The 18,977-nt window shown below is 64.3% G+C and carries 12 protein-coding genes and 2 tRNA genes; 5 read left to right on the forward strand and 9 right to left on the reverse strand.

Annotation, left to right across the window (positions count from 1 at the left end; all coding sequences use genetic code 11):
* Positions 1-76: 76 nt before the first annotated feature.
* Positions 77-4,114, reverse strand: coding sequence for a phosphoribosylformylglycinamidine synthase (purL, locus tag P9239_RS11480; RefSeq protein ID WP_309750822.1), 4,038 nt, complete (start codon positions 4,112-4,114; stop codon positions 77-79).
* Between the two features lie 412 nt (positions 4,115-4,526).
* On the opposite strand from purL, the gene P9239_RS11485 reads away from it, so the two are divergent.
* The 3 genes from P9239_RS11485 (at position 4,527) to pgi (ending at position 9,304) form a co-directional block, all read left to right on the forward strand.
* Entirely contained in the window at positions 4,527-5,819 is a 1,293-nt protein-coding gene (locus P9239_RS11485) for an FAD-dependent oxidoreductase (protein ID WP_309750823.1), read from the forward strand.
* A gap of 112 nt (positions 5,820-5,931) precedes the next feature.
* Entirely contained in the window at positions 5,932-7,485 is a 1,554-nt protein-coding gene (locus tag P9239_RS11490; protein ID WP_309750825.1) for an NAD(P)H-hydrate dehydratase, read from the forward strand.
* Positions 7,486-7,681: 196 nt separating this feature from the next.
* On the forward strand, positions 7,682-9,304 hold the full coding sequence (gene pgi, locus P9239_RS11495) for a glucose-6-phosphate isomerase (protein ID WP_309750827.1): 1,623 nt from the start codon (positions 7,682-7,684) through the stop codon (positions 9,302-9,304).
* Between the two features lie 51 nt (positions 9,305-9,355).
* On the opposite strand, the gene P9239_RS11500 is transcribed toward pgi, so the two are convergent.
* On the reverse strand, positions 9,356-10,171 hold the full coding sequence (locus P9239_RS11500; protein WP_404980026.1) for an ABC transporter ATP-binding protein: 816 nt from the start codon (positions 10,169-10,171) through the stop codon (positions 9,356-9,358).
* Between P9239_RS11500 and P9239_RS11505 the strand changes: the two genes are divergently transcribed.
* Both P9239_RS11505 and P9239_RS11510 read left to right on the forward strand, forming a co-directional pair.
* On the forward strand, positions 10,056-10,733 hold the full coding sequence (locus P9239_RS11505; RefSeq protein ID WP_404980025.1) for an arylesterase: 678 nt from the start codon (positions 10,056-10,058) through the stop codon (positions 10,731-10,733). The two genes, P9239_RS11500 and P9239_RS11505, sit on opposite strands and share 116 nt — an antisense overlap.
* A gap of 119 nt (positions 10,734-10,852) precedes the next feature.
* Complete coding sequence (locus P9239_RS11510) at positions 10,853-11,194, forward strand: hypothetical protein (protein WP_309750830.1); 342 nt, start codon at positions 10,853-10,855, stop codon at positions 11,192-11,194.
* A 119-nt stretch (positions 11,195-11,313) separates the two neighbouring features.
* On the opposite strand, the gene P9239_RS11515 is transcribed toward P9239_RS11510, so the two are convergent.
* From P9239_RS11515 to clpP, 7 genes are all read right to left on the reverse strand, one after another.
* Positions 11,314-13,239, reverse strand: coding sequence for a SurA N-terminal domain-containing protein (locus tag P9239_RS11515; protein WP_309750832.1), 1,926 nt, complete (start codon positions 13,237-13,239; stop codon positions 11,314-11,316).
* A 244-nt stretch (positions 13,240-13,483) separates the two neighbouring features.
* A tRNA-Asp gene (locus P9239_RS11520) sits at positions 13,484-13,560 on the reverse strand.
* A 38-nt stretch (positions 13,561-13,598) separates the two neighbouring features.
* Positions 13,599-13,674 (reverse strand) — tRNA-Val (locus tag P9239_RS11525).
* 59 nt (positions 13,675-13,733) lie between these two features.
* A complete protein-coding gene (locus P9239_RS11530; RefSeq protein WP_309750834.1) occupies positions 13,734-14,006 on the reverse strand; it encodes an HU family DNA-binding protein in 273 nt (90 codons plus the stop codon).
* Between the two features lie 223 nt (positions 14,007-14,229).
* Positions 14,230-16,653, reverse strand: a complete 2,424-nt coding sequence (lon, locus tag P9239_RS11535; protein ID WP_159836124.1) for an endopeptidase La — start codon at positions 16,651-16,653, stop codon at positions 14,230-14,232.
* 187 nt (positions 16,654-16,840) lie between these two features.
* Positions 16,841-18,112, reverse strand: a complete 1,272-nt coding sequence (gene clpX, locus P9239_RS11540; protein ID WP_106855990.1) for an ATP-dependent Clp protease ATP-binding subunit ClpX — start codon at positions 18,110-18,112, stop codon at positions 16,841-16,843.
* Positions 18,113-18,282: 170 nt separating this feature from the next.
* Positions 18,283-18,936 carry an ATP-dependent Clp endopeptidase proteolytic subunit ClpP gene (gene clpP, locus P9239_RS11545; RefSeq protein ID WP_014191278.1) on the reverse strand — a complete coding sequence of 218 codons (654 nt, stop codon included), beginning with the start codon at positions 18,934-18,936 and terminating at the stop codon, positions 18,283-18,285.
* Between the last annotated feature and the right edge of the window lie 41 nt (positions 18,937-18,977).

Raw genomic sequence — 18,977 nt, forward strand, 5'->3', positions numbered from 1 at the left:
TTTGTTGCTTTTGAGATCGCGTAGTTCAAGAAAAACGCCCCGAGACGCCGGGGCGTTCTTCGACGCTTACGCGCGATCAGCCGAGAAAGCGTCGCGCGTTCTGGAACACGCGCAGCCACGGGCTCGCGTCGGTGGTCCAGTCGGCGGGCGTCCAGCTCATCTGCACGTTGCGATGCACGCGCTCCATGTGCGGCATCAGCACCGTGAAGCGGCCATCCGGCGTCGTGACGGACGTGATGCCTTGCGGCGAACCGTTGGGATTGAACGGATACTGCTCAGTCGCGTTGCCGCGATGATCGACGAAACGCATCGCGACGAGCGCGCTCGCCGCATCGCCCTGTTGCGAGAAGTCCGCGAAGCCTTCGCCGTGCGCGACCGCCACCGGAATGCGCGAGCCTTCCATGCCGGCGAAGAAGATCGACGGCGAGCTTTGCACTTCCACGAGCGAATAGCGCGCCTCGAACTGCTCGGATTTGTTGCGCGTGAACTTCGGCCAGGCTTCGGCGCCCGGAATGATCGACGCGAGGCTCGACATCATCTGGCAGCCATTGCAGATGCCGAGCGCGAACGTGTCCTGGCGCGCGAAGAACGCCGCGAACATGTCCGCGAGGCGCGGATTGAAGCGGATGGTCTTCGCCCAGCCCTCGCCCGCGCCGAGCACGTCGCCGTAAGAGAAGCCGCCGCACGCCACCGCGCCCGCGAAATCGGCGAGCGTCGCGCGGCCTTCGAGCAGGTCGCTCATGTGGACGTCGTGCGCGTCGAAGCCGGCGCGGTCGAACGCGTAAGCCGTCTCCAGATGTGAGTTCACGCCCTGCTCGCGCAGAATCGCCACGCGCGGGCGCTTGTTCGTCGCGATGAGCGGCGCGGCCACGTCTTCCGCCGGATCGAACGTGAGCACGGGCGAAAGGCCCGGATCCGTCGCGTCGAGCAGCGCGTCGTATTCGGCGTCGGCGCACGCCGGGTTGTCGCGCAGACGCGCGATGCGCCAGCTCACCTCGCTCCAGGCGCGATGCAGTTCGACGCGCGGCGCATCGAAAATCTTCTTCGCGTCGCGATAGATCTCGACGGCATCGCGCTCGTTCGGCTTGCCGATCACGTGCGAGCACGCCGACAACCCGTGTTCGCGCAGCGCGGCGAGCACCGCGTCGCGGTCGGCTGCGCGCACCTGCACGACGGCGCCCAGTTCTTCGGCGAAGAGCGCGCGGATGGTGCGGTCGTCGCGGCGGCCGCTCGTCTGCTTCGCCCAGTCTTTGGCGTCGCCGTAGTCGGATTCGTGATTGGCGTCGAGCGTCAGCATGTCCACGTTCAGCGACACGCCCACGTGCCCGGCGAACGCCATTTCGCAGACCGTCGCCCAGAGACCGCCGTCCGAGCGGTCGTGGTACGCGAGCAGCTTGCCGTCTGCATTGAGCGACTGAATGGCGGCGAAAAAGCGCTTCAGGTCTTCCGCGTCGTCCACGTCGGGGACGGCATCGCCGACCTGCTGCGTGACTTGCGCGAGAATGCTGCCGCCGAGGCGATTGCGCCCGCGCCCGAGATCGATTGCAATGAGCACGGTGTTCGTATCGGCGACGAGCTGCGGCGTCAGATGCCGGCGCACGTCTTCGACCGGCGCGAACGCCGAGATGATCAGCGACACCGGCGACACCACTTCCTTCTGCGCGCCGCGCGCGTCCTGCCATTTCGTGCGCATGGACAGCGAATCCTTGCCGACCGGAATGCTGATGCCGAGCGCCGGGCACAGTTCCATGCCGATGGCCTTCACCGTCGCATAGAGCGCGGCGTCTTCGCCCGGGCTGCCGCACGCGGCCATCCAGTTGGCGGAGAGCTTGAGCTTGTTCAGCGATTCGATCGGCGCGGACGCAATGTTGGTCACCGCTTCGCCGACGGCCATGCGGCCGGAAGCCGGCGCGTCGATGACGGCGAGCGGCGTGCGCTCGGCCATCGTCATGGCTTCGCCGCGAAAGCCTGCGTAGTCCATCGTCGTGATCGCGCAGTCGGCGACGGGCACCTGCCACGGACCGACGAACTGGTCGCGCGCGGTCGTGCCGCCCACCGAGCGGTCGCCGATGGTGATCAGAAACGACTTGCTGGCGACCGTCGGGTGCTTGAGCACATCGACGGCGACTTCCGACAGCGCGAGGCCGGTGACATCGACCGGCTCGAAGTGCGCGTGTTCGCGCTTCACGTCGCGATGCATCTTCGGCGGCTTGCCGAGCAGCACGTCCATCGGCATGTCGACCGGCTGCTGTCCTTCGTTCTCGTCGTCGATCAGCTTGAGCTGGCGCTCTTCCGTCGCGACGCCGACGACCGCGACCGGGCAACGCTCGCGCGCGCAGATGGCTTCGAATGCGGACAGATCGGCGGGCGCAATTGCCAGCACGTAACGCTCTTGCGCCTCGTTCGACCAGATTTCACGCGGCGACAGGCCGGTTTCTTCGAGTTGCACCTTGCGCAGTTCGAAGCGCGCGCCCTTGCCCGCGCCGTCGACGAGTTCCGGGAACGCGTTCGAGATGCCGCCCGCGCCGACGTCGTGAATCGACAGAATCGGGTTGTGCTCGCCCAACTGCCAGCACGCATTGATGACTTCCTGCGCCCGGCGCTGAATTTCGGGATTGCCGCGCTGCACGGAATCGAAGTCGAGTTCGGCGGTGTTCGCGCCGGTGGCCATCGACGAAGCCGCGCCGCCGCCCATGCCGATGCGCATGCCCGGTCCGCCGATCTGAATCAGGAGCGTGCCGGCCGGCAAGTCTTGCTTGTGCGTGTGCTGGTCCGAGATATTGCCGATGCCGCCCGCAATCATGATCGGCTTGTGATAGCCGCGCACGCGGCCGCCGACGTTCTGCTCGTATGTACGGAAATAGCCGCCGAGATTCGGGCGGCCGAATTCGTTGTTGAACGCCGCCGCGCCGATGGGGCCGTCGATCATGATCTGCAACGGCGAGGCGATGCGGTCGGGGCGGCCATACGGCTCGTGTGCGTCGGCGGGATTGCGCGCGGACGGCGGCGTCGCGCTGTCGCGGGCGTTTTCCCACTTCTGACGCGCGTCGGGCAGGTCCAGATTCGACACGGTGAAACCCGCGAGACCCGCTTTCGGACGCGCGCCGCGGCCGGTCGCGCCTTCGTCGCGGATTTCGCCGCCCGAGCCGGTCGCCGCGCCCGCGAACGGCGAGATGGCGGTCGGGTGATTGTGCGTCTCGACCTTCATGAGCGTGTGCGTCAGTTCGACGTGCCGCTCGTAGTGCTCGCTCTCGCCGCGCGGGAACCAGCGTTCCGCCACGCCGCCCTGCATGATCGCGGAATTGTCCGAATACGCGACGATCGTCCCTTCGTGGTTCAGCTTTTCGGTGTTGCGGATCATCTGGAACAGCGACATGTCCTGCTTCTCGCCGTCGATGGTCCACTCGCCGTTGAAAATCTTGTGGCGGCAGTGCTCGCTGTTCGCCTGCGCGAACATCATCAATTCGACATCGGTCGGATTGCGCTTGAGGCTTTCAAAAGCGTTCACCAGATAGTCGATCTCGTCATCCGCCAGCGCGAGACCCAGTTCCACGTTCGCCGCTTCCAGCGCCGAGCGCCCGGTGCCGATGATATCGACCGTCTGCAGCGGCTTCGCGGGCAGTTCATCGAAAAGATGCAGCGCCTGATCGCGCGATGCCGTGACGCTTTCCGTCATGCGGTCGTGCAGCGCCGCCGCGACCTGCGCGCGCGCCTCGTCCGACAGCGCCTTCTTGCCGCCGAGCAATCCGCTTTTCATCACGACCGAATACTCGACGCCGCGCTCGATGCGCCGCACCTGCGTCAACCCACAGTGATGCGCGATGTCGGTCGCCTTGCTCGCCCACGGCGACACAGTGCCCAGGCGCGGCACGACCAGGAACTTCTCCACATGGCCGCGCTCTTTTTGTTCCTCGAACGGCGTGCCGTAGTGCATCAGCGCGTGAATGCGGTTCGTGTCTTCGTCGCTGAGCGGCTCGGACGCGTTGACGAAATGCAGAAATTGTCCGCGCACGCCGACGATGTTCGCGTCGATGCGGGCGAGCGTTTCGAGGAGACGAGTCTGACGGAAATCGGAGAGGGCCGAAGCGCCGGGGAAACACGAGAAGTGGGCCATTGTGACGGTGCGTCGATGACGTCTGTGAGCCGCTCGATGGCACTCGGCGCGCCGAGTGCGGGAAAGCGGCGTGAGGCGGAGTGAAGACCGCGATTATAACCCGGATGCGTCTCGAAATCGGCCGCGCCTGGGCGGATAGCGCCGTCGCGCTCCGCTTCGCGAAACGCGGGCATCGCGTTGCTTATCCTGAAATTGGCCGCTGGATTGCCAGGCTTCGCGGCGCGCCTATTTCGCGGTCGAGCGGTTCGGGAATACCCGTCCCTGGACGCCGCGTTTGGCGCTATCATGGCGCGCTTTCTTCGGGCGCGGCACGCCGCCGCGCTTGCCGTCTTACCGTCAGGACACGCGGCTTGCCGGGCGCTCGATGCGTCGCGCCGCGCGTGCGTTCTCCCGCCTTCGGGCACAAAAAGTCATGGATGTCATCGTCATCGGCGGAGGAATCGCCGGCATCGCCACCGCTTATCAGTTGCACGCGTCCGGGCATCGCGTCTGTGTGATCGAGCGCCACGCGACGGTCGCGCAAGGCGCAACGTATGGCCAGGGCGGCGCGCTTCTGCCCTCGCCGCTCGACGTCTGGTTCGGACCGACATTCATGGCGTCGAGCCGCGCGAAGCAAAGCGGCATGATCGTGAGAACCGGCTTCGACGGCGCCGCGCGCGATTTCCTCAAGCGGCTCGGCCAGTGGCGCGAACCGCAGGCATTTTCGGCGCAGTACGCGCTCTTGCAGCCGCTCGTCGAGTTGTCGCGGCGGGCACTCGCGGATATCGAAGCGCGGTTCGAACTTGAGTACGAACAGCGCGTCGGCATGCTGCACGTCTTCCGGCACGCCCGCGAACTCGACGACGCGCAAGCAGCCATCGAGCTTTTGAAGCGCTTCGGCGTGCCGCACCGGGTGCTCGATCCGGACGAATGCGTGCGGGCCGAGCCTTCCGTCCCGGACGACCCGGCGTTCGCGGGCGGCGTGTTGCTGCCCGACGAGCGCACGGCGAACTGCCCGCTGTTCACGAAGCAACTGAAGCAATTGCTCGAAGAAGCGGGCGTCGAGTTCCGCATGTGTTGCGAGGTCGCGTCGCTGCGGCTGGAAGAACGGCGCGCGGCGGTCGAACTCGCCCGCTCGAAGGACGACAAGAAACGCCATGCCGGCGCCGACGTGATATCCGCCGACGCGGTCGTCGTGGCAGCGGGGGCGGATACGCCCGCGCTCGTCGGCGGCTTCCGTTCCACGCCGTCGCTTTATCCGCTGCGCGTGCACACGCTGACGGCGCCCGTTGCCTACGAGGAACGCGCGCCGCACATCACGGTGGTGGATTCGGTGAAGCGCATCACGATGTCGCGGGTCAATCAACGGTTGCGCGTCGGTGGCGCGGGCGTTTTCCAGAGTTTCGCCAAAGCGGATAAACCGGCGCACGCCGGCCTCGCGCGCCGCGCCTTCGACGTGCTCGGCCAAGGCACGCACGACTGGATTCCGGGTGCCGCGCGCGTATCGGCTGCGCGTTCCTGGGACGGCTTGCGGATGCTTTCGGCGGACGGGCTGCCGGTAGTGGGCGCGACGCGGCATCCGCGCCTTTTCGTCAACGCGGCGCATGGTCCGGCGGGCTGGGGCCTCGCGTGCGGGTCTGCTAAAGTGGTCGCGGATCTCGTCTCCGGTCTCACGCCCGATCTCCCCGCCGAGACGCTCGCGGCCATCGGCGTCGAACGCTTCTGACGCGCTGTTGACGCGCTTTTGACGCGCGATTCAGCCACCCGACGCGGCGTGGCATGAACGGTGCGAGCCGGGACGCTTTCGCCTCCTCTGCCGACTCCTCGTTCGCGCCGCCATGACCGCATCCGCTTCCTATTTCACGCCCGACGACGACGCGCTCCCGCTCTTGACGCTCGCGGAACTGCGCAGTCTTGAAGCGCGCGCCGCCGCCGCCCTGCCGCCGCATACGCTCATGGCCCACGCGGGCGCGGCCGCCGCGCAGTATCTGCTCGATGCCCTCTCCCGCGATCCCGATGCACGCGCGCTGCCCGTGTGGATCGCGGCCGGTCCCGGCAACAACGGCGGCGATGCACTGATGGTCGCCGAGCATCTGCATCGAGCAGGCGTGGCCGTGCGGGTCTGCATGCCGATAGCGGTCAAGCCCGACGACGCGCGCTGGGCGCTCGACGCGGCGCAAGCGGCCGGCGTGCCGATAGACAGCGAGCCGCCCGCCTCCTTCGACGGTTTCGGCTGGCTCGTCGACGGCATGTTCGGCATCGGACTCACGCGTCCGCTCGATGGCGTCTTCGCCGCGCTCGCCGGGCGCATGTCGCGACGCGCGCAGCAGTCCGGCCGCGTGCTCGCGCTGGATGTGCCGAGCGGCCTCGACAGCGATACCGGCGCGCCCGTCGGCGGCGGCGAGGCGCTGCGCGCGAATGCGACGATTACCTTCATCGGCGCAAAGCCGGGCCTCATCACCGCGCTCGGCCGCGATCTGTGCGGCACGCTGCACGTCGCGACGCTCGATCTGGAGCCGCCCGCCGCGCCCTCGGTCGTGCTCAACGCGACATCGCTTTTCCGGGCGAGCCTGCCGCCGCGCGACTTCGCCACCAACAAGGGCACGTTCGGCACGCTGGCCGTCGTGGGCGGCGACACGGGCATGTGCGGCGCGCCGATCCTCGCGGCGCGCATGGCGCTCTATGCGGGCGCGGGCAAGGTCCACGTCGCGTTTCTGGGCGAAGGCGGCCCGCCCTACGACCCGCCGCATCCCGAACTGATGCTGCATCACGTCGACGGCTTCGCGCTCGACAAGACGGACGCGCTGTCCATCGGCTGCGGCATGGGGAAGACGGATCGCGCGAAACGCGTGCTCGCCGATGTGCTCAAGCTCGACATGCCGAAACTGCTCGATGCCGACGCGCTCAATCTGATCGCGACGGATGACGCGCTGGCGGGCGAAGTCGCGGCGCGCGGCCGCGCGGGCGACCCGTGCGTGCTGACGCCGCACCCGCTGGAGGCCGCGCGGCTTCTGCAATCCGACGCGAAAGCCGTGCAGGCGGACCGCATCTCCGCGGCGCGCCAGCTTTCGGCGCGCTACGCGGCTGTCGTCGTGCTGAAAGGATCGGGCACGGTGATCGCGTCGCCGGATGGCCGCGTCGCCGTGAATCCGACCGGCAACGCCGGACTCGCCACGGGCGGCACCGGCGACGTGCTCGGCGGCCTGATCGGCGCGTTGCTCGCGCAAAAGCTGCCGCAGTACGAAGCGGCGCTCGCGGGCGTCTATCTCCACGGACTCGCTGCGCAGACGCTGACCGGTCGCGGCATCGGACCGGCCGGCCTCACGGCGGGCGAACTCGCGCCCGAGGTGCGCGGTCTCATTAACCGCCTGTTTTATCCGCCGAACGGCTAATGCCGCCGCGCTTGTGACGGGTTGCAAGCATCCCTTCACGCATCGTCGCTATACTCCCTTTGATTCGTTGCTTCGATTCGGGCATCCGCGGCGGCACGCACCGCGTTCACGAACCTTCGATGGTCGCAGTACGCAGCCTCGGCAAACCGTATCCGCACGGACGTTTCCAACTGTCACTCTGGACTATCAGACCGCTATGACGCTCAAATCGCACCCTGCCTGGTCGGCGCTCCAATCGCACTACGATGCCATCTCCGGCGAGCGCCTGCGCGACTGGTTCGCGCCGCAAAACGACACGGCGCCGACGCGCGCCGAGCGCCTGACCTTCGAAGGCGGCGGCCTCACGATCGATTTCTCGAAGAACCGCATCACCGACGCCACGCTGGAACTGCTCGTCCAGCTCGCCGAAGAATCCGGCGTCACGAAGCGCCGCGACGCGATGTTCGCCGGCGAAACCGTCAACGTCACCGAAGGCCGCGCCGCGCTGCACACGGCGCTGCGCGCGCAGTCGCCCGATGCGCCGTTCCACGAACAGGTGCAAAAAGAGAAGGCGAAGATGGCTGCGTTCGCCGACAAGGTCCGCGACGGTTCGTGGACCGGCTATACCGGCAAGCGCATTCGCCATGTGGTGAACATCGGCATCGGCGGCTCGGATCTCGGGCCGAAGATGGTCGTGCATGCGCTGCATCATCTAGCGTCGAAGGAACTGGATACGCACTTCGTCTCCAACGTCGACGGCGCCGATCTTTACAGCGTGCTGCAACAGATCGACGCGGAAGAGACGCTCGCCATCGTCGTCTCGAAGACTTTCACCACGCTCGAAACCATGACCAACGCGCACTCCATGCGCGACTGGTTCCTGAGCCAGGGCTGCCCGGAAGACCAGCTGTCGAAGCACTTCGTCGGCGTGTCGGCGAACACGGCCGAGGTCGTGAAGTTCGGCATCGCGAAGGAGAACGTCTTCGAGATGTGGGACTGGGTCGGCGGGCGCTATTCGCTGTGGTCGGCGGTCGGGCTCTCGATCATGCTGTCGGTCGGGCCGCAGAACTTCGAGGCGCTGCTGCAAGGCGCCGACGCGATGGATCAGCACTTCCGCACCGCGCCGCTCGCGCAGAACCTGCCGGTGCTGATGGGCATGATCGGCATCTGGTATCGCAACTTCTTCGGCTCGCAAAGCGATCTCGTCGCGCCTTATTCGCAGGCGCTGCACTATCTGCCGTCGTATCTCCAGCAACTGGAGATGGAAAGCAACGGCAAGTCCGCGACGCTCGACGGCGGCATGGTCGACTACCCGACCGCCGCCGTGATCTGGGGCGAGCCGGGCACGAGCGGCCAGCACGCGTTCTTCCAGATGCTGCATCAAGGACCGACCATCATCCCGATCGACTTCATCGCGCTGCTGACGCCTGAGCACCCGCTCGTCGATCATCACGCAAAGCTGCTCGCCAACTGCTTCGCGCAGAGCGAGGCGCTGATGCTCGGCCGCACGCTCGAAGAGGCGAAGAAGGTGGCGGGTCCGGGCAAGGAAGAACTCGCGACGCACTTGAGTTTCCCCGGCAACCGGCCGACCACGACCATCCTGCTCGACGCGCTCACGCCGCAGTCGCTCGGCGCGCTGATCGCGCTTTACGAGCACAAGGTGCTGGTGCAGGGAACGGTGTGGGACATCAATTCGTTCGACCAGTGGGGCGTCGAATTGGGCAAGATTCTGGGCAAGGTCGTCGAGGCGGATATCACGGCAGCGAGCGCGGATCCGGCCAAGCACGATTCGTCGACGTCCGCGTTGATCGAGCGCGCGCGCAAGGCGCTGAAGCGCTGAATGCCGTTTGTGCTGACGCCCGCATCTTCGCCGATGCGGGCGTTTTCGCGTCTAGACGGCGAGGCCGTTGACGAGCCGCCCCGCTTCGATCGTGACCGTCGCGTCGCAGCGTTGCGCAAGTTCGGTGTCGTGCGTGACGAGCACGAGGGTCGCACCGTTGCGCTCGTTCATCTCGAACATCAGGTCGATGATCGCGTAGCCGGTCGCGGCGTCGAGGCTGCCCGTGGGTTCATCGGCGAAAAGAATCGCGGGATGCGTGGCGAAGGCGCGTGCGAGCGCGACGCGCTGTTGTTCGCCGCCGGAAAGCAGCTTCGGGTAATGCCCGGTGCGCTGCGAAAGTCCGACCTGGTCGAGCAGCGAGCGCGCACGCTGTGCAATCTGATCGTGCGGCATCTCGGCGCGCAACTCGAGCGGCAGCATGACATTCTCCAGCGCGGTCAGGTGCGGCATCAACTGGAACGACTGGAACACGAAGCCGACCGCGCCGCTTCTGAGCGCCGCGCGCTCGTCTTCGTTCAGTGCCGATAGCTCCTTGCCGAGCAGGCGAACCGAGCCGTCGCTCGCGCTGTCCAATCCCGCGAGCAAGCCGAGCAACGTCGACTTGCCCGACCCGGATGCCCCGACGATCGCCACGCTGCTGCCCTTCGCGATCGACAAGTCGATGTTGTCCAGAATCGTCAGCTCGCCCGTGGCGTCCTTCACCCGTTTGCTCAATCCCCGAACTTCGATGACCGGCTCGATATTGTTTTGCATGGACACCTTGAATAAGAACTGGAGCGCGCGTGATTTCGTGAAGGCTGCAATCGCGAGCGTGATGCTGACGGCGGCTGCTTTGTCGAATGCGCAAGCAGCCGATGCGCAAGCCAAGCCAGCCATCGTCGTGCTGGGCGACAGTCTCTCGGCGGAATACGGCCTGCCGCGCGATACCGGCTGGGTCAATCTGCTGCGCGAGCGGCTGGCGAAAGAGCGTCTCGATTATAGCGTCGCCAATTCGAGCATCAGCGGCGACACCACGAGCGGCGGACGCGCGCGGCTCACCACCGTGCTCGCGCGCATCAAGCCGGCAGTCGTTATCGTGGAACTCGGCGCCAACGATGCGCTGCGTGGCGTGCCGCTCACGACCACTGAAGCCAACCTTCGCGCCATCGTGGATGCATCGCAGGCCGCCCATGCGAAAGTGCTGCTCATCGGCATGTATGTGCCGCCGAACTACGGCCCGGACTATTCGCAAAAGTTCCACGCCGTGTATGAGCGCATCGCGAAGGACAAGAATGCAGCGCTCGTCCCGTTCCTGCTCGCGGGCATCGAAAACAAGCCGTCCATGTTCCAGGCCGACCAGATTCATCCGACGGTGCAGGCCCAGCCATTGCTTCTAGACAACGTCTGGCCGACGTTGAAACCCTTGCTGGGCGCGGGCGCGTCTCGGTAGCCGCGACGCAGCCGCCACAGCACTTCAAAACGCGAAACGCGGCCAGGATTCAGGTGTCTCAGACTCTCGCGTCACTCTTATAACCCGCTCGACATCGAGCGACTCTACAAGGAGGTCACGTGAAATACTTCCCCTTGCTCGCATTGACCGTTGCGATCTCTGCCTGTGCCGCACAGCCGCCTGCCGGCGTGCAGCAAGTCGGCACGAGCCAAAAGGCGCCGAAGGCAGTCGCACAATGCATCTCTCAGCAGTGGGCGACGAAGTCGCAGCAGCAGGTGATTTCGCAGGACACGCTGGCGAACGATCAGGCCGTCGACGTGTTCGTGCCGGGCCAGCAGCCGCCTAACGGCGCCGCGGCCGTGGTGCGTCCGTCGTGGTCCGGTCCGGGTACGTGGGTCGGCTTCCGCGCCTCGGGCGCAGCGGGCAGCGACGCAACCGGCGATATTCAGGGCTGCCTGTAATTGCGCTTCGGTTCCGCGATGTACCGAGACATCGCACTGAACTGATTTCGCGATACTGCAAAAACAAAGCCCCCGCGCCTTTCGGACGCGGGGGCTTTTTCGTTATCAGGCTGCTGTGCTTACTCGTTCGCCGAAGGCGCAGGCGCCGTACTGAGTTTCACCTTCGAGCGCGCCTTGAGCGAGTCGATATAGGCTTCCATCTCTGCCTGCGCATAGACTTGCGCCACTTGCTGCTGCGCGCCTGCGAGGCGATCCGCTGCGACCGGCGCGGACTTCTCGACTCCGTTCACGCGATAGATCGCGTAACCGTCCGCGCCGAGGTCGACGCCGACATACGCCGGCAGTTTGGATGCGTCCGCCTTGAAAATCGCGGCGAGCGCGGCAGGCGGCAAGCCTTGGGCTTCGTTGCGCGAGACCGTGACCGCCGAGGTGAAGCCGTCCGCCGATTTCGACTTCTGCAATTCGGCCAGCTTTGCCTCGCCTTCCTTGTGAGCGAGCGCCGCGGCTTGCTCCGCGACGACCTTCGTGCGCACGGCATCCTTGACGGCGTCGAACGCGGGTACGGTGGGCGCCTTGTAGTCCGTCACGCGGGCCGCGATCAGCGTGTTGTTGCCGACGTCGATAGCCTGCGTGTTGTAGTGCTGCTTCACCGAATCCGGTGCGAACACGGCCGCGAGGAGCTTTGCGTTGTTGAGCGGATTGTCCGGCGGCAACTGCGGGTTCGGCTTCGGTCCAACCGTGGCGGTCTGAATGGTCAGCTTGTACTTGTCGGCGGCGGGCTGCAGCGACTTCTCTTTCTCGTAGACGAGATCCGTGAAGCCCTGCGCGCTGTCCGTGAAGCCCTTCGTGCCTTGCTGCGCGGCATAGTCCTTCGCGACGGCGTCTTTCACTTCGTCGAAGGTCTTGGTGGCAGCCGGCTTTACATCCGTCGCCTGAATGATGTGATAGCCGAAGTCCGATTCCACGATGTTGCTCACTTCGCCCTTCTTCAGGCTGAACGCGGCGTCGTCGAATGCCTTGCCGCCTGCAATCTGGCCGGGCGCGAAGTAGCCCAGATCGCCGCCCTTTTCGGCCGAGCCCTGGTCATCCGAGTTCTTCTTGGCGATATCCGCGAATTGGTCCGGATGCGCCTTGACTTGCGCGAGCAGGCCTTCGGCCTTCTGCTTGGCTTTGGCCTTGTCGGCGGCGCTGGCGTCCTTCGGCGCGTTGATCAGAATGTGGCTCGCGCGCACTTCGCCCTGCGTCCGGTAACGCTGGATGTTGTCGTCGTAGAACTTCTTGAGATCGGCGTCGCTCGGCTTCGACGCCGCCGCGAGCGTAGCCGGCGACAGAACGAGATACTGGATCGTCGCCGTCTCGGGCGTCGCGAAAGCGTTGCGATGCGCGTCGTAGTAAGCATGCAGTTGCGCATCCGTCGGCTGCACTTTCGCGGTGTAGTCCACGGTGCGTAGCGACAGTCCCTGTACGGAGCGGCGCTGCTCCGCCAATTCAGTCAGGCTTTGCGCGAGCGATTTCGACGTGAACGCGCTCTGCTGGATGCTCGAAGGTATCTGGTCGTTCGCGATGGTGTAACGCATACGCTCGTCGTATTGCGCGGGCGTCATGCCCTGCATCGCGAGAAGCTGTTTGTAACGGTCGAGGTCGATGGTGCCGTCCGGCTTGCGCAGCGACGCGATGCCGGGATCCGACAGCAGCGCACGGCGCACGGCGTCGTCGGAAGCCGTGAGGTGCAGGCGCTGCGTCTCGTCGGCCATCACGCGTTGCTGCACGAGGCTGTTGACCATCGCGCTGCGCGTCTCGGGCGAATCGAACATTTTGGGATCGAACTGCGCGCCGAGCATGGCGCGGGCGCGGTCGACCTGCTGCCTGAAGGCGCTTTCGTATTCGGCACGCGTGATCTTGTGGCCATTCACGCTGGCGACGTAGGCGCTTTCGTCGAAGAAGTTGCTGAAGCCCTGAATCCCGACGATACCCAGTCCGGGCACGATGATCAGGATCAGCAGAGCCATCATCAGGCGCTGGTGGTTGCGGAAGAAGTCGAGCATGCGTTGCGCTGCGAGGTTAGACAAAACGCTCGATATTACAACAGCGGGAGAGGAAAAGGCGAAAGCCGGCGGCGTTTTGCGCTTTTTGATGCGGCGATCTTCCGGTTATCCGACGCGCGATGTTTTATCGTCGCCCGAATTGTTGCACGACTTGCAACTTCACAAACCGTTAGGATACTTAACGAAAGCCGCCAAAATGCAAAATCCCGTAAGCGACAATGCTTACGGGATTCTTAGTCGTTCTTGGCGGAGCGGACGGGACTCGAACCCGCGACCCCCGGCGTGACAGGCCGGTATTCTAACCAACTGAACTACCGCTCCAAGATGCTGCTTTGTGCATACTGCTATGCCGCTGGAAGTGGTGGGTGCTGAGAGGCTCGAACTCCCGACCTACGCCTTGTAAGGGCGCCGCTCTACCAACTGAGCTAAGCACCCGGATTTCTGTCCGTTCGGAGCAGAAGGACCAGTGAAAAGCACCGTTCCCAGCGAGTCCGCTAGTTTAGCGCATCCTTCAGGGCTTTGCCAGCGCGGAACTTGGGAATTTTTGCCGCTTCGATGGTGATGGCTGCACCCGTGCGTGGATCGCGGCCCGTGCGCGCGGCGCGCTCACCTACCGCAAACGTCCCGAAGCCGACGAGCGTCAGCGAATCGCCCTTCTCGAGCGTCGCGCGCACGCCGCCGATGACCGCCTCTAGCGCACGTACCGCTGCGGCCTTCGAAATATCGGCTTCATGCGCGATGTGGTCGATCAGTTCCGTCTTGTTCATTGTGTTCCCGAATCCCTATTGGCACGTTGTAATCGATTTTCATATTCGCCGTCGTGACGAACCGCATCGCCTGGCTGCGATGCGCGGCCAGCAAACGCAGCCGAAACTGCCGTGTCAACGAGGGTTGCGCCCGATGCGACGCGCTTTCGAAACGCTTTAGAAGCGACAGTCGAAAAAAAACCCGCGGACGATGCCGCGGGTTCTCGTTGATGCCTTCAACGCGTCAGTGCTTCACGACGTCGCCCGTAGCGGGCTGGTCTTTCTGCGCTTCCGCTGCCACCGGGGTGGCTTTCGCTTCTTCTTCCGGCAACGGCTCCGGCAGACGTTCGAGCGCCAGTTCCAGCACGCGGTCGATCCAGCGCACCGGCACGATTTCGATGGCGTTCTTCACGTTGTCGGGAATGTCCGCCAGGTCCTTCGTGTTTTCTTCCGGAATCAGCACGAGCTTGATGCCGCCGCGATGCGCCGCCAGCAGCTTCTCCTTCAACCCGCCAATCGGCAGCACTTCGCCACGCAGCGTGATTTCGCCGGTCATCGCCACGTCCGCGCGCACCGGAATCCCGGTCAGCACGGACACAAGCGCCGTCGTCATCGCGATACCGGCGGACGGGCCGTCCTTCGGCGTCGCGCCTTCGGGCACGTGGATGTGGATGTCCTTCTTCTCGAACGACTCATCCGTGATGCCGAGACGCCGCGAGCGCGAGCGCACCACGGAGCGCGCGGCCTCCACCGACTCCTTCATCACGTCGCCGAGCGAACCCGTGCGGATCACGCCACCCTTGCCGGGCATGACCGCAGCTTCGATCGTGAGCAGATCGCCGCCCACCTCCGTCCACGCGAGACCCGTCACCTGACCGATCTGGTTTTCCTTCGCGGCCAGACCGAAGTCGTACTTGCGCACGCCGAGGAACGTGTCGAGATTCGAACCGTCCACCTTGACCGCGCCTTCCGCCTTCTTCAAGAGCAGCATCTTCACGACCTTGCGGCAGATCTTCGACACTTCGCGCTCGAGCGAACGCACGCCCGCTTCACGCGTGTAGTAGCGAATGATGTCGCGGATCGCTTGCTCTGCCACGTCGATCTCGCCTTCCTTCAGGCCGTTATTGCGCTTTTGCTTGGGCAACAGATAACGCTGCGCGATGCTGACCTTCTCGTCCTCGGTGTAACCCGAGAGGCGAATCACTTCCATCCGGTCGAGCAGCGGCGGCGGAATGTTCAGCGAGTTCGACGTCGCGACGAACATCACGTCCGACAGGTCGAAATCCACTTCGATGTAGTGGTCCGCGAACGTATGGTTCTGTTCCGGATCGAGGACTTCGAGCAGCGCGGAAGCCGGGTCGCCACGGAAATCCATGCCCATCTTGTCGACTTCGTCGAGCAAGAAGAGCGGATTGCGCACGCCGACCTTCGCCAGGCTTTGCAGAATCTTGCCCGGCATCGAGCCGATATACGTGCGACGGTGGCCGCGAATCTCCGACTCGTCATGCACGCCGCCGAGCGCCATGCGCACGAACTTGCGGTTCGTCGCGCGGGCGATGGACTGGCCGAGCGAGGTCTTGCCGACGCCCGGAGGCCCGACGAGGCACAAAATCGGCGCCTTCACCTTCTCGACGCGTTGCTGAACCGCGAGATATTCGAGAATGCGTTCCTTGACCTTTTCGAGGCCGAAGTGGTCTTCGTCCAGCACGCGTTCCGCATTCGAGAGGTCGTTGTTGACCTTGCTCTTCTTGCGCCACGGCAGGCCGATCAGCGTGTCGATGTAGTTGCGCACGACGGTCGCTTCCGCCGACATCGGCGACATCAGCTTCAGCTTCTTGAGCTCGGCGTCGGCCTTCTTCTTGGCTTCCTTCGGCATGCGCGCGGCGGCAATGCGCTTCTCGAGTTCTTCGAGATCCGCACCCTCTTCGCCTTCGCCCAATTCCTTCTGGATGGCCTTGACCTGTTCGTTCAGGTAGTACTCGCGCTGGCTCTTTTCCATCTGACGCTTCACGCGCCCACGGATACGCTTCTCGACCTGCAGAATGTCGATTTCCGCTTCGAGCTGCGCAAGCAGGTGCTCGAGCCGCTCGATGACCGGGAACATCTCGAGAATGTGCTGCTTCTGGTCGAGCTTGAGCGGCAGATGCGCGGCGATGGTGTCAGCCAGACGACCCGCCTCGTCGATACCGGACAGCGAGGTCAGGATCTCCGGCGGAATCTTCTTGTTGAGCTTCACGTACTGATCGAACTGCGACACGATCGCGCGGCGCAGGGCTTCGGTCTCGGCGCTGTCGGCGTGGTCCGGTTCGAGCGGCATCACGTCGCAGGAAAACTGGGTTTCCTGCTCTTCGATCGAGAGCGTCTTCGCGCGCTGCAAGCCTTCGACGAGCACTTTCACGGTGCCGTCCGGCAGCTTCAGCATTTGCAGGATGTTGGCGACACATCCCACTTCGTACATGTCTTTTTCGGTCGGCTCATCCTTCGCCGCCGTTTTCTGGGCGACGAGCATGATGTGCTTGCCGCCTTCCATCGCGGCTTCGAGTGCCTTGATCGACTTGGGCCGCCCAACGAAGAGCGGAATCACCATGTGCGGGAACACGACTACGTCGCGCAGCGGGAGCAGCGGCAACGTGATGCGTTCCTGCGGGAGGAGTTGGGTTCCTGACATTTCATTTCCCCATTAATGGAATCGGTTCGTTCGTAAGTAAGGCCGTTAAGAGCTATTGCAAGCCTTTATCGGAAGGGAAAAGTCGGTAGTCCAAGTTCGTCAGTAACGTCCACAAGATAAACCGAAAAATAAAAACAAAGGCCGTTCACGTCGCCATGAACGGCCTCTCGCCGACACACAGCCCGATTTAGTTCGACCCTGCTACTTTCGGCGCGTCTTCATAGATGAGCAACGGCTTGCCGTCCCCGTCGATGGTGTTGTCATCGACGATCACCTTCGAAACGCCCTTCATAGTCGGCAGTTCGTACATCACATCGAGCAACGCCTGTTCCAGAATCGAGCGCAGCCCGCGCGCGCCGGTCTTGCGGCGAATCGCCTTTTGCGCGATGGCCTGCAGCGCGGCCGGACGAATCTCCAGTTCCACGCGTTCCATGGCGAAGAGCTTGTGATACTGCTTCACCAGCGCGTTCTTCGGCTCGATCAGAATCTTCACGAGCGCGGCTTCGTCCAGCTTGCCGAGCGTCGCCACGACGGGCAGACGGCCGATCAGCTCCGGAATCAGGCCGAACTTGATCAGATCTTCCGGTTCGACTTCGCGCAGTACTTCGCCAGCGTCGCGATCCTGCTTGCTCTTCACGCTCGCGCCGAAACCGATGCCGGTCTTTTCCGTGCGGTCCGTGATGACCTTCTCGAGACCGTCGAACGCGCCGCCGCAGATGAACAGGATGTTCGTCGTATCGACCTGAATGAAGTCCTGGTTCGGATGCTTGCGCCCGCCCTGCGGCGGCACCGATGCCATGGTGCCTTCCACGAGCTTCAGCAGCGCCTGCTGCACGCCCTCGCCCGACACGTCGCGCGTGATCGACGGGTTGTCCGACTTGCGGCTGATCTTGTCGATTTCATCGATGTAAACGATGCCGCGCTGCGCCTTGTCGACTTCGTAGTTGCAGTTCTGCAGCAGCTTCTGAATGATGTTCTCGACGTCTTCGCCGACGTAACCCGCTTCGGTGAGCGTGGTGGCGTCCGCGATCACGAACGGCACGTTCAGCATGCGCGCAAGCGTCTGCGCGAGCAGCGTCTTGCCCGAACCGGTCGGCCCGATCAGCAAGATGTTGCTCTTCGACAGCTCGATGTCGTCCTTCTTGTCGAGGTGCTTGAGCCGCTTGTAATGGTTGTACACGGCCACCGCGAGAATCTTCTTCGCGCGTTCCTGGCCGATGACGTACTGATTCAGGATGTCGCTGATTTCCTGCGGGCTCGGCAGGTCGGACTTGGTCAGCCCGGCCTCTTCCGCCGCGCCGGCCGCTTCATCGCGAATGATCTCGTTGCAAAGGTCGATACATTCATCGCAGATGAACACCGACGGGCCGGCAATGAGCTTCTTCACCTCGTGCTGGCTCTTTCCGCAGAACGAGCAGTACAGCAGCTTTTCGCTGCTGGAACCTTTTTTGTCCGCCATAAATGTGTAAGCCTCCGGACACTCTTGTTACATGATACGCCCTTCGATTCGGCCACGCAGATTCGACTCCGCGCGCCTGCCACGAAGGGCGTTTTGGCGTTGCGCCGCATGCGCCATCCGCATCTGCCTGGCCTTTCCAAAGAGCCAGTGCGGCGCCGCTCCGGACGCCTTCAGGGACGCTTGTGCAGCACCTGGTCGACGATGCCGTAGGCCTGCGCGTCGTCGCCGGACATGAAATTGTCGCGATCCGTGTCGCGCGCAATGCGCTCGACCGGCTGACCCGTGTGATGCGACAGCAACTGGTTCAGACGCTCCTTCAGGTACAGGATTTCCCGCGCCTGAATTTCGATGTCGGACGCCTGGCCGCGCGCGCCGCCGAGCGGCTGGTGAATCATCACGCGGGCGTTGGGCAGCGCGACGCGCTTGCCCTTCGCGCCCGATGCCAGCAGGAACGCGCCCATGCTGGCAGCAAGCCCCATGCACAGCGTCGAGACGTCAGGCTTCACGAACTGCATCGTGTCGTAGATCGCCATGCCGGCTGAAACCGAGCCGCCCGGGCTGTTGATGTACAGGCTGATGTCCTTGTCGGGATTCTCGCTTTCCAGGAACAGCAACTGGGCCACGACGAGATTCGCCGACTGGTCGTTGACTTCGCCGACGAGGAACACCACACGCTCCTTCAGAAGACGGGAATAGATGTCATAGGCACGTTCGCCACGGCCGCTCGTTTCCACGACCATCGGGACGAGGCCGAGCGCCTGGGCTTCGAAGTCCCGGGGAGCGTGGGACGCCAACGTATCGAGCAATTCAGCGCGAAAGGTCATGCAATTTCCTTGTTCGGAATAGGGGTACTGAACGACGAAGG

The organism is Caballeronia sp. LZ062 (assembly GCF_031450785.1).
GTDB lineage: Bacteria > Pseudomonadota > Gammaproteobacteria > Burkholderiales > Burkholderiaceae > Caballeronia.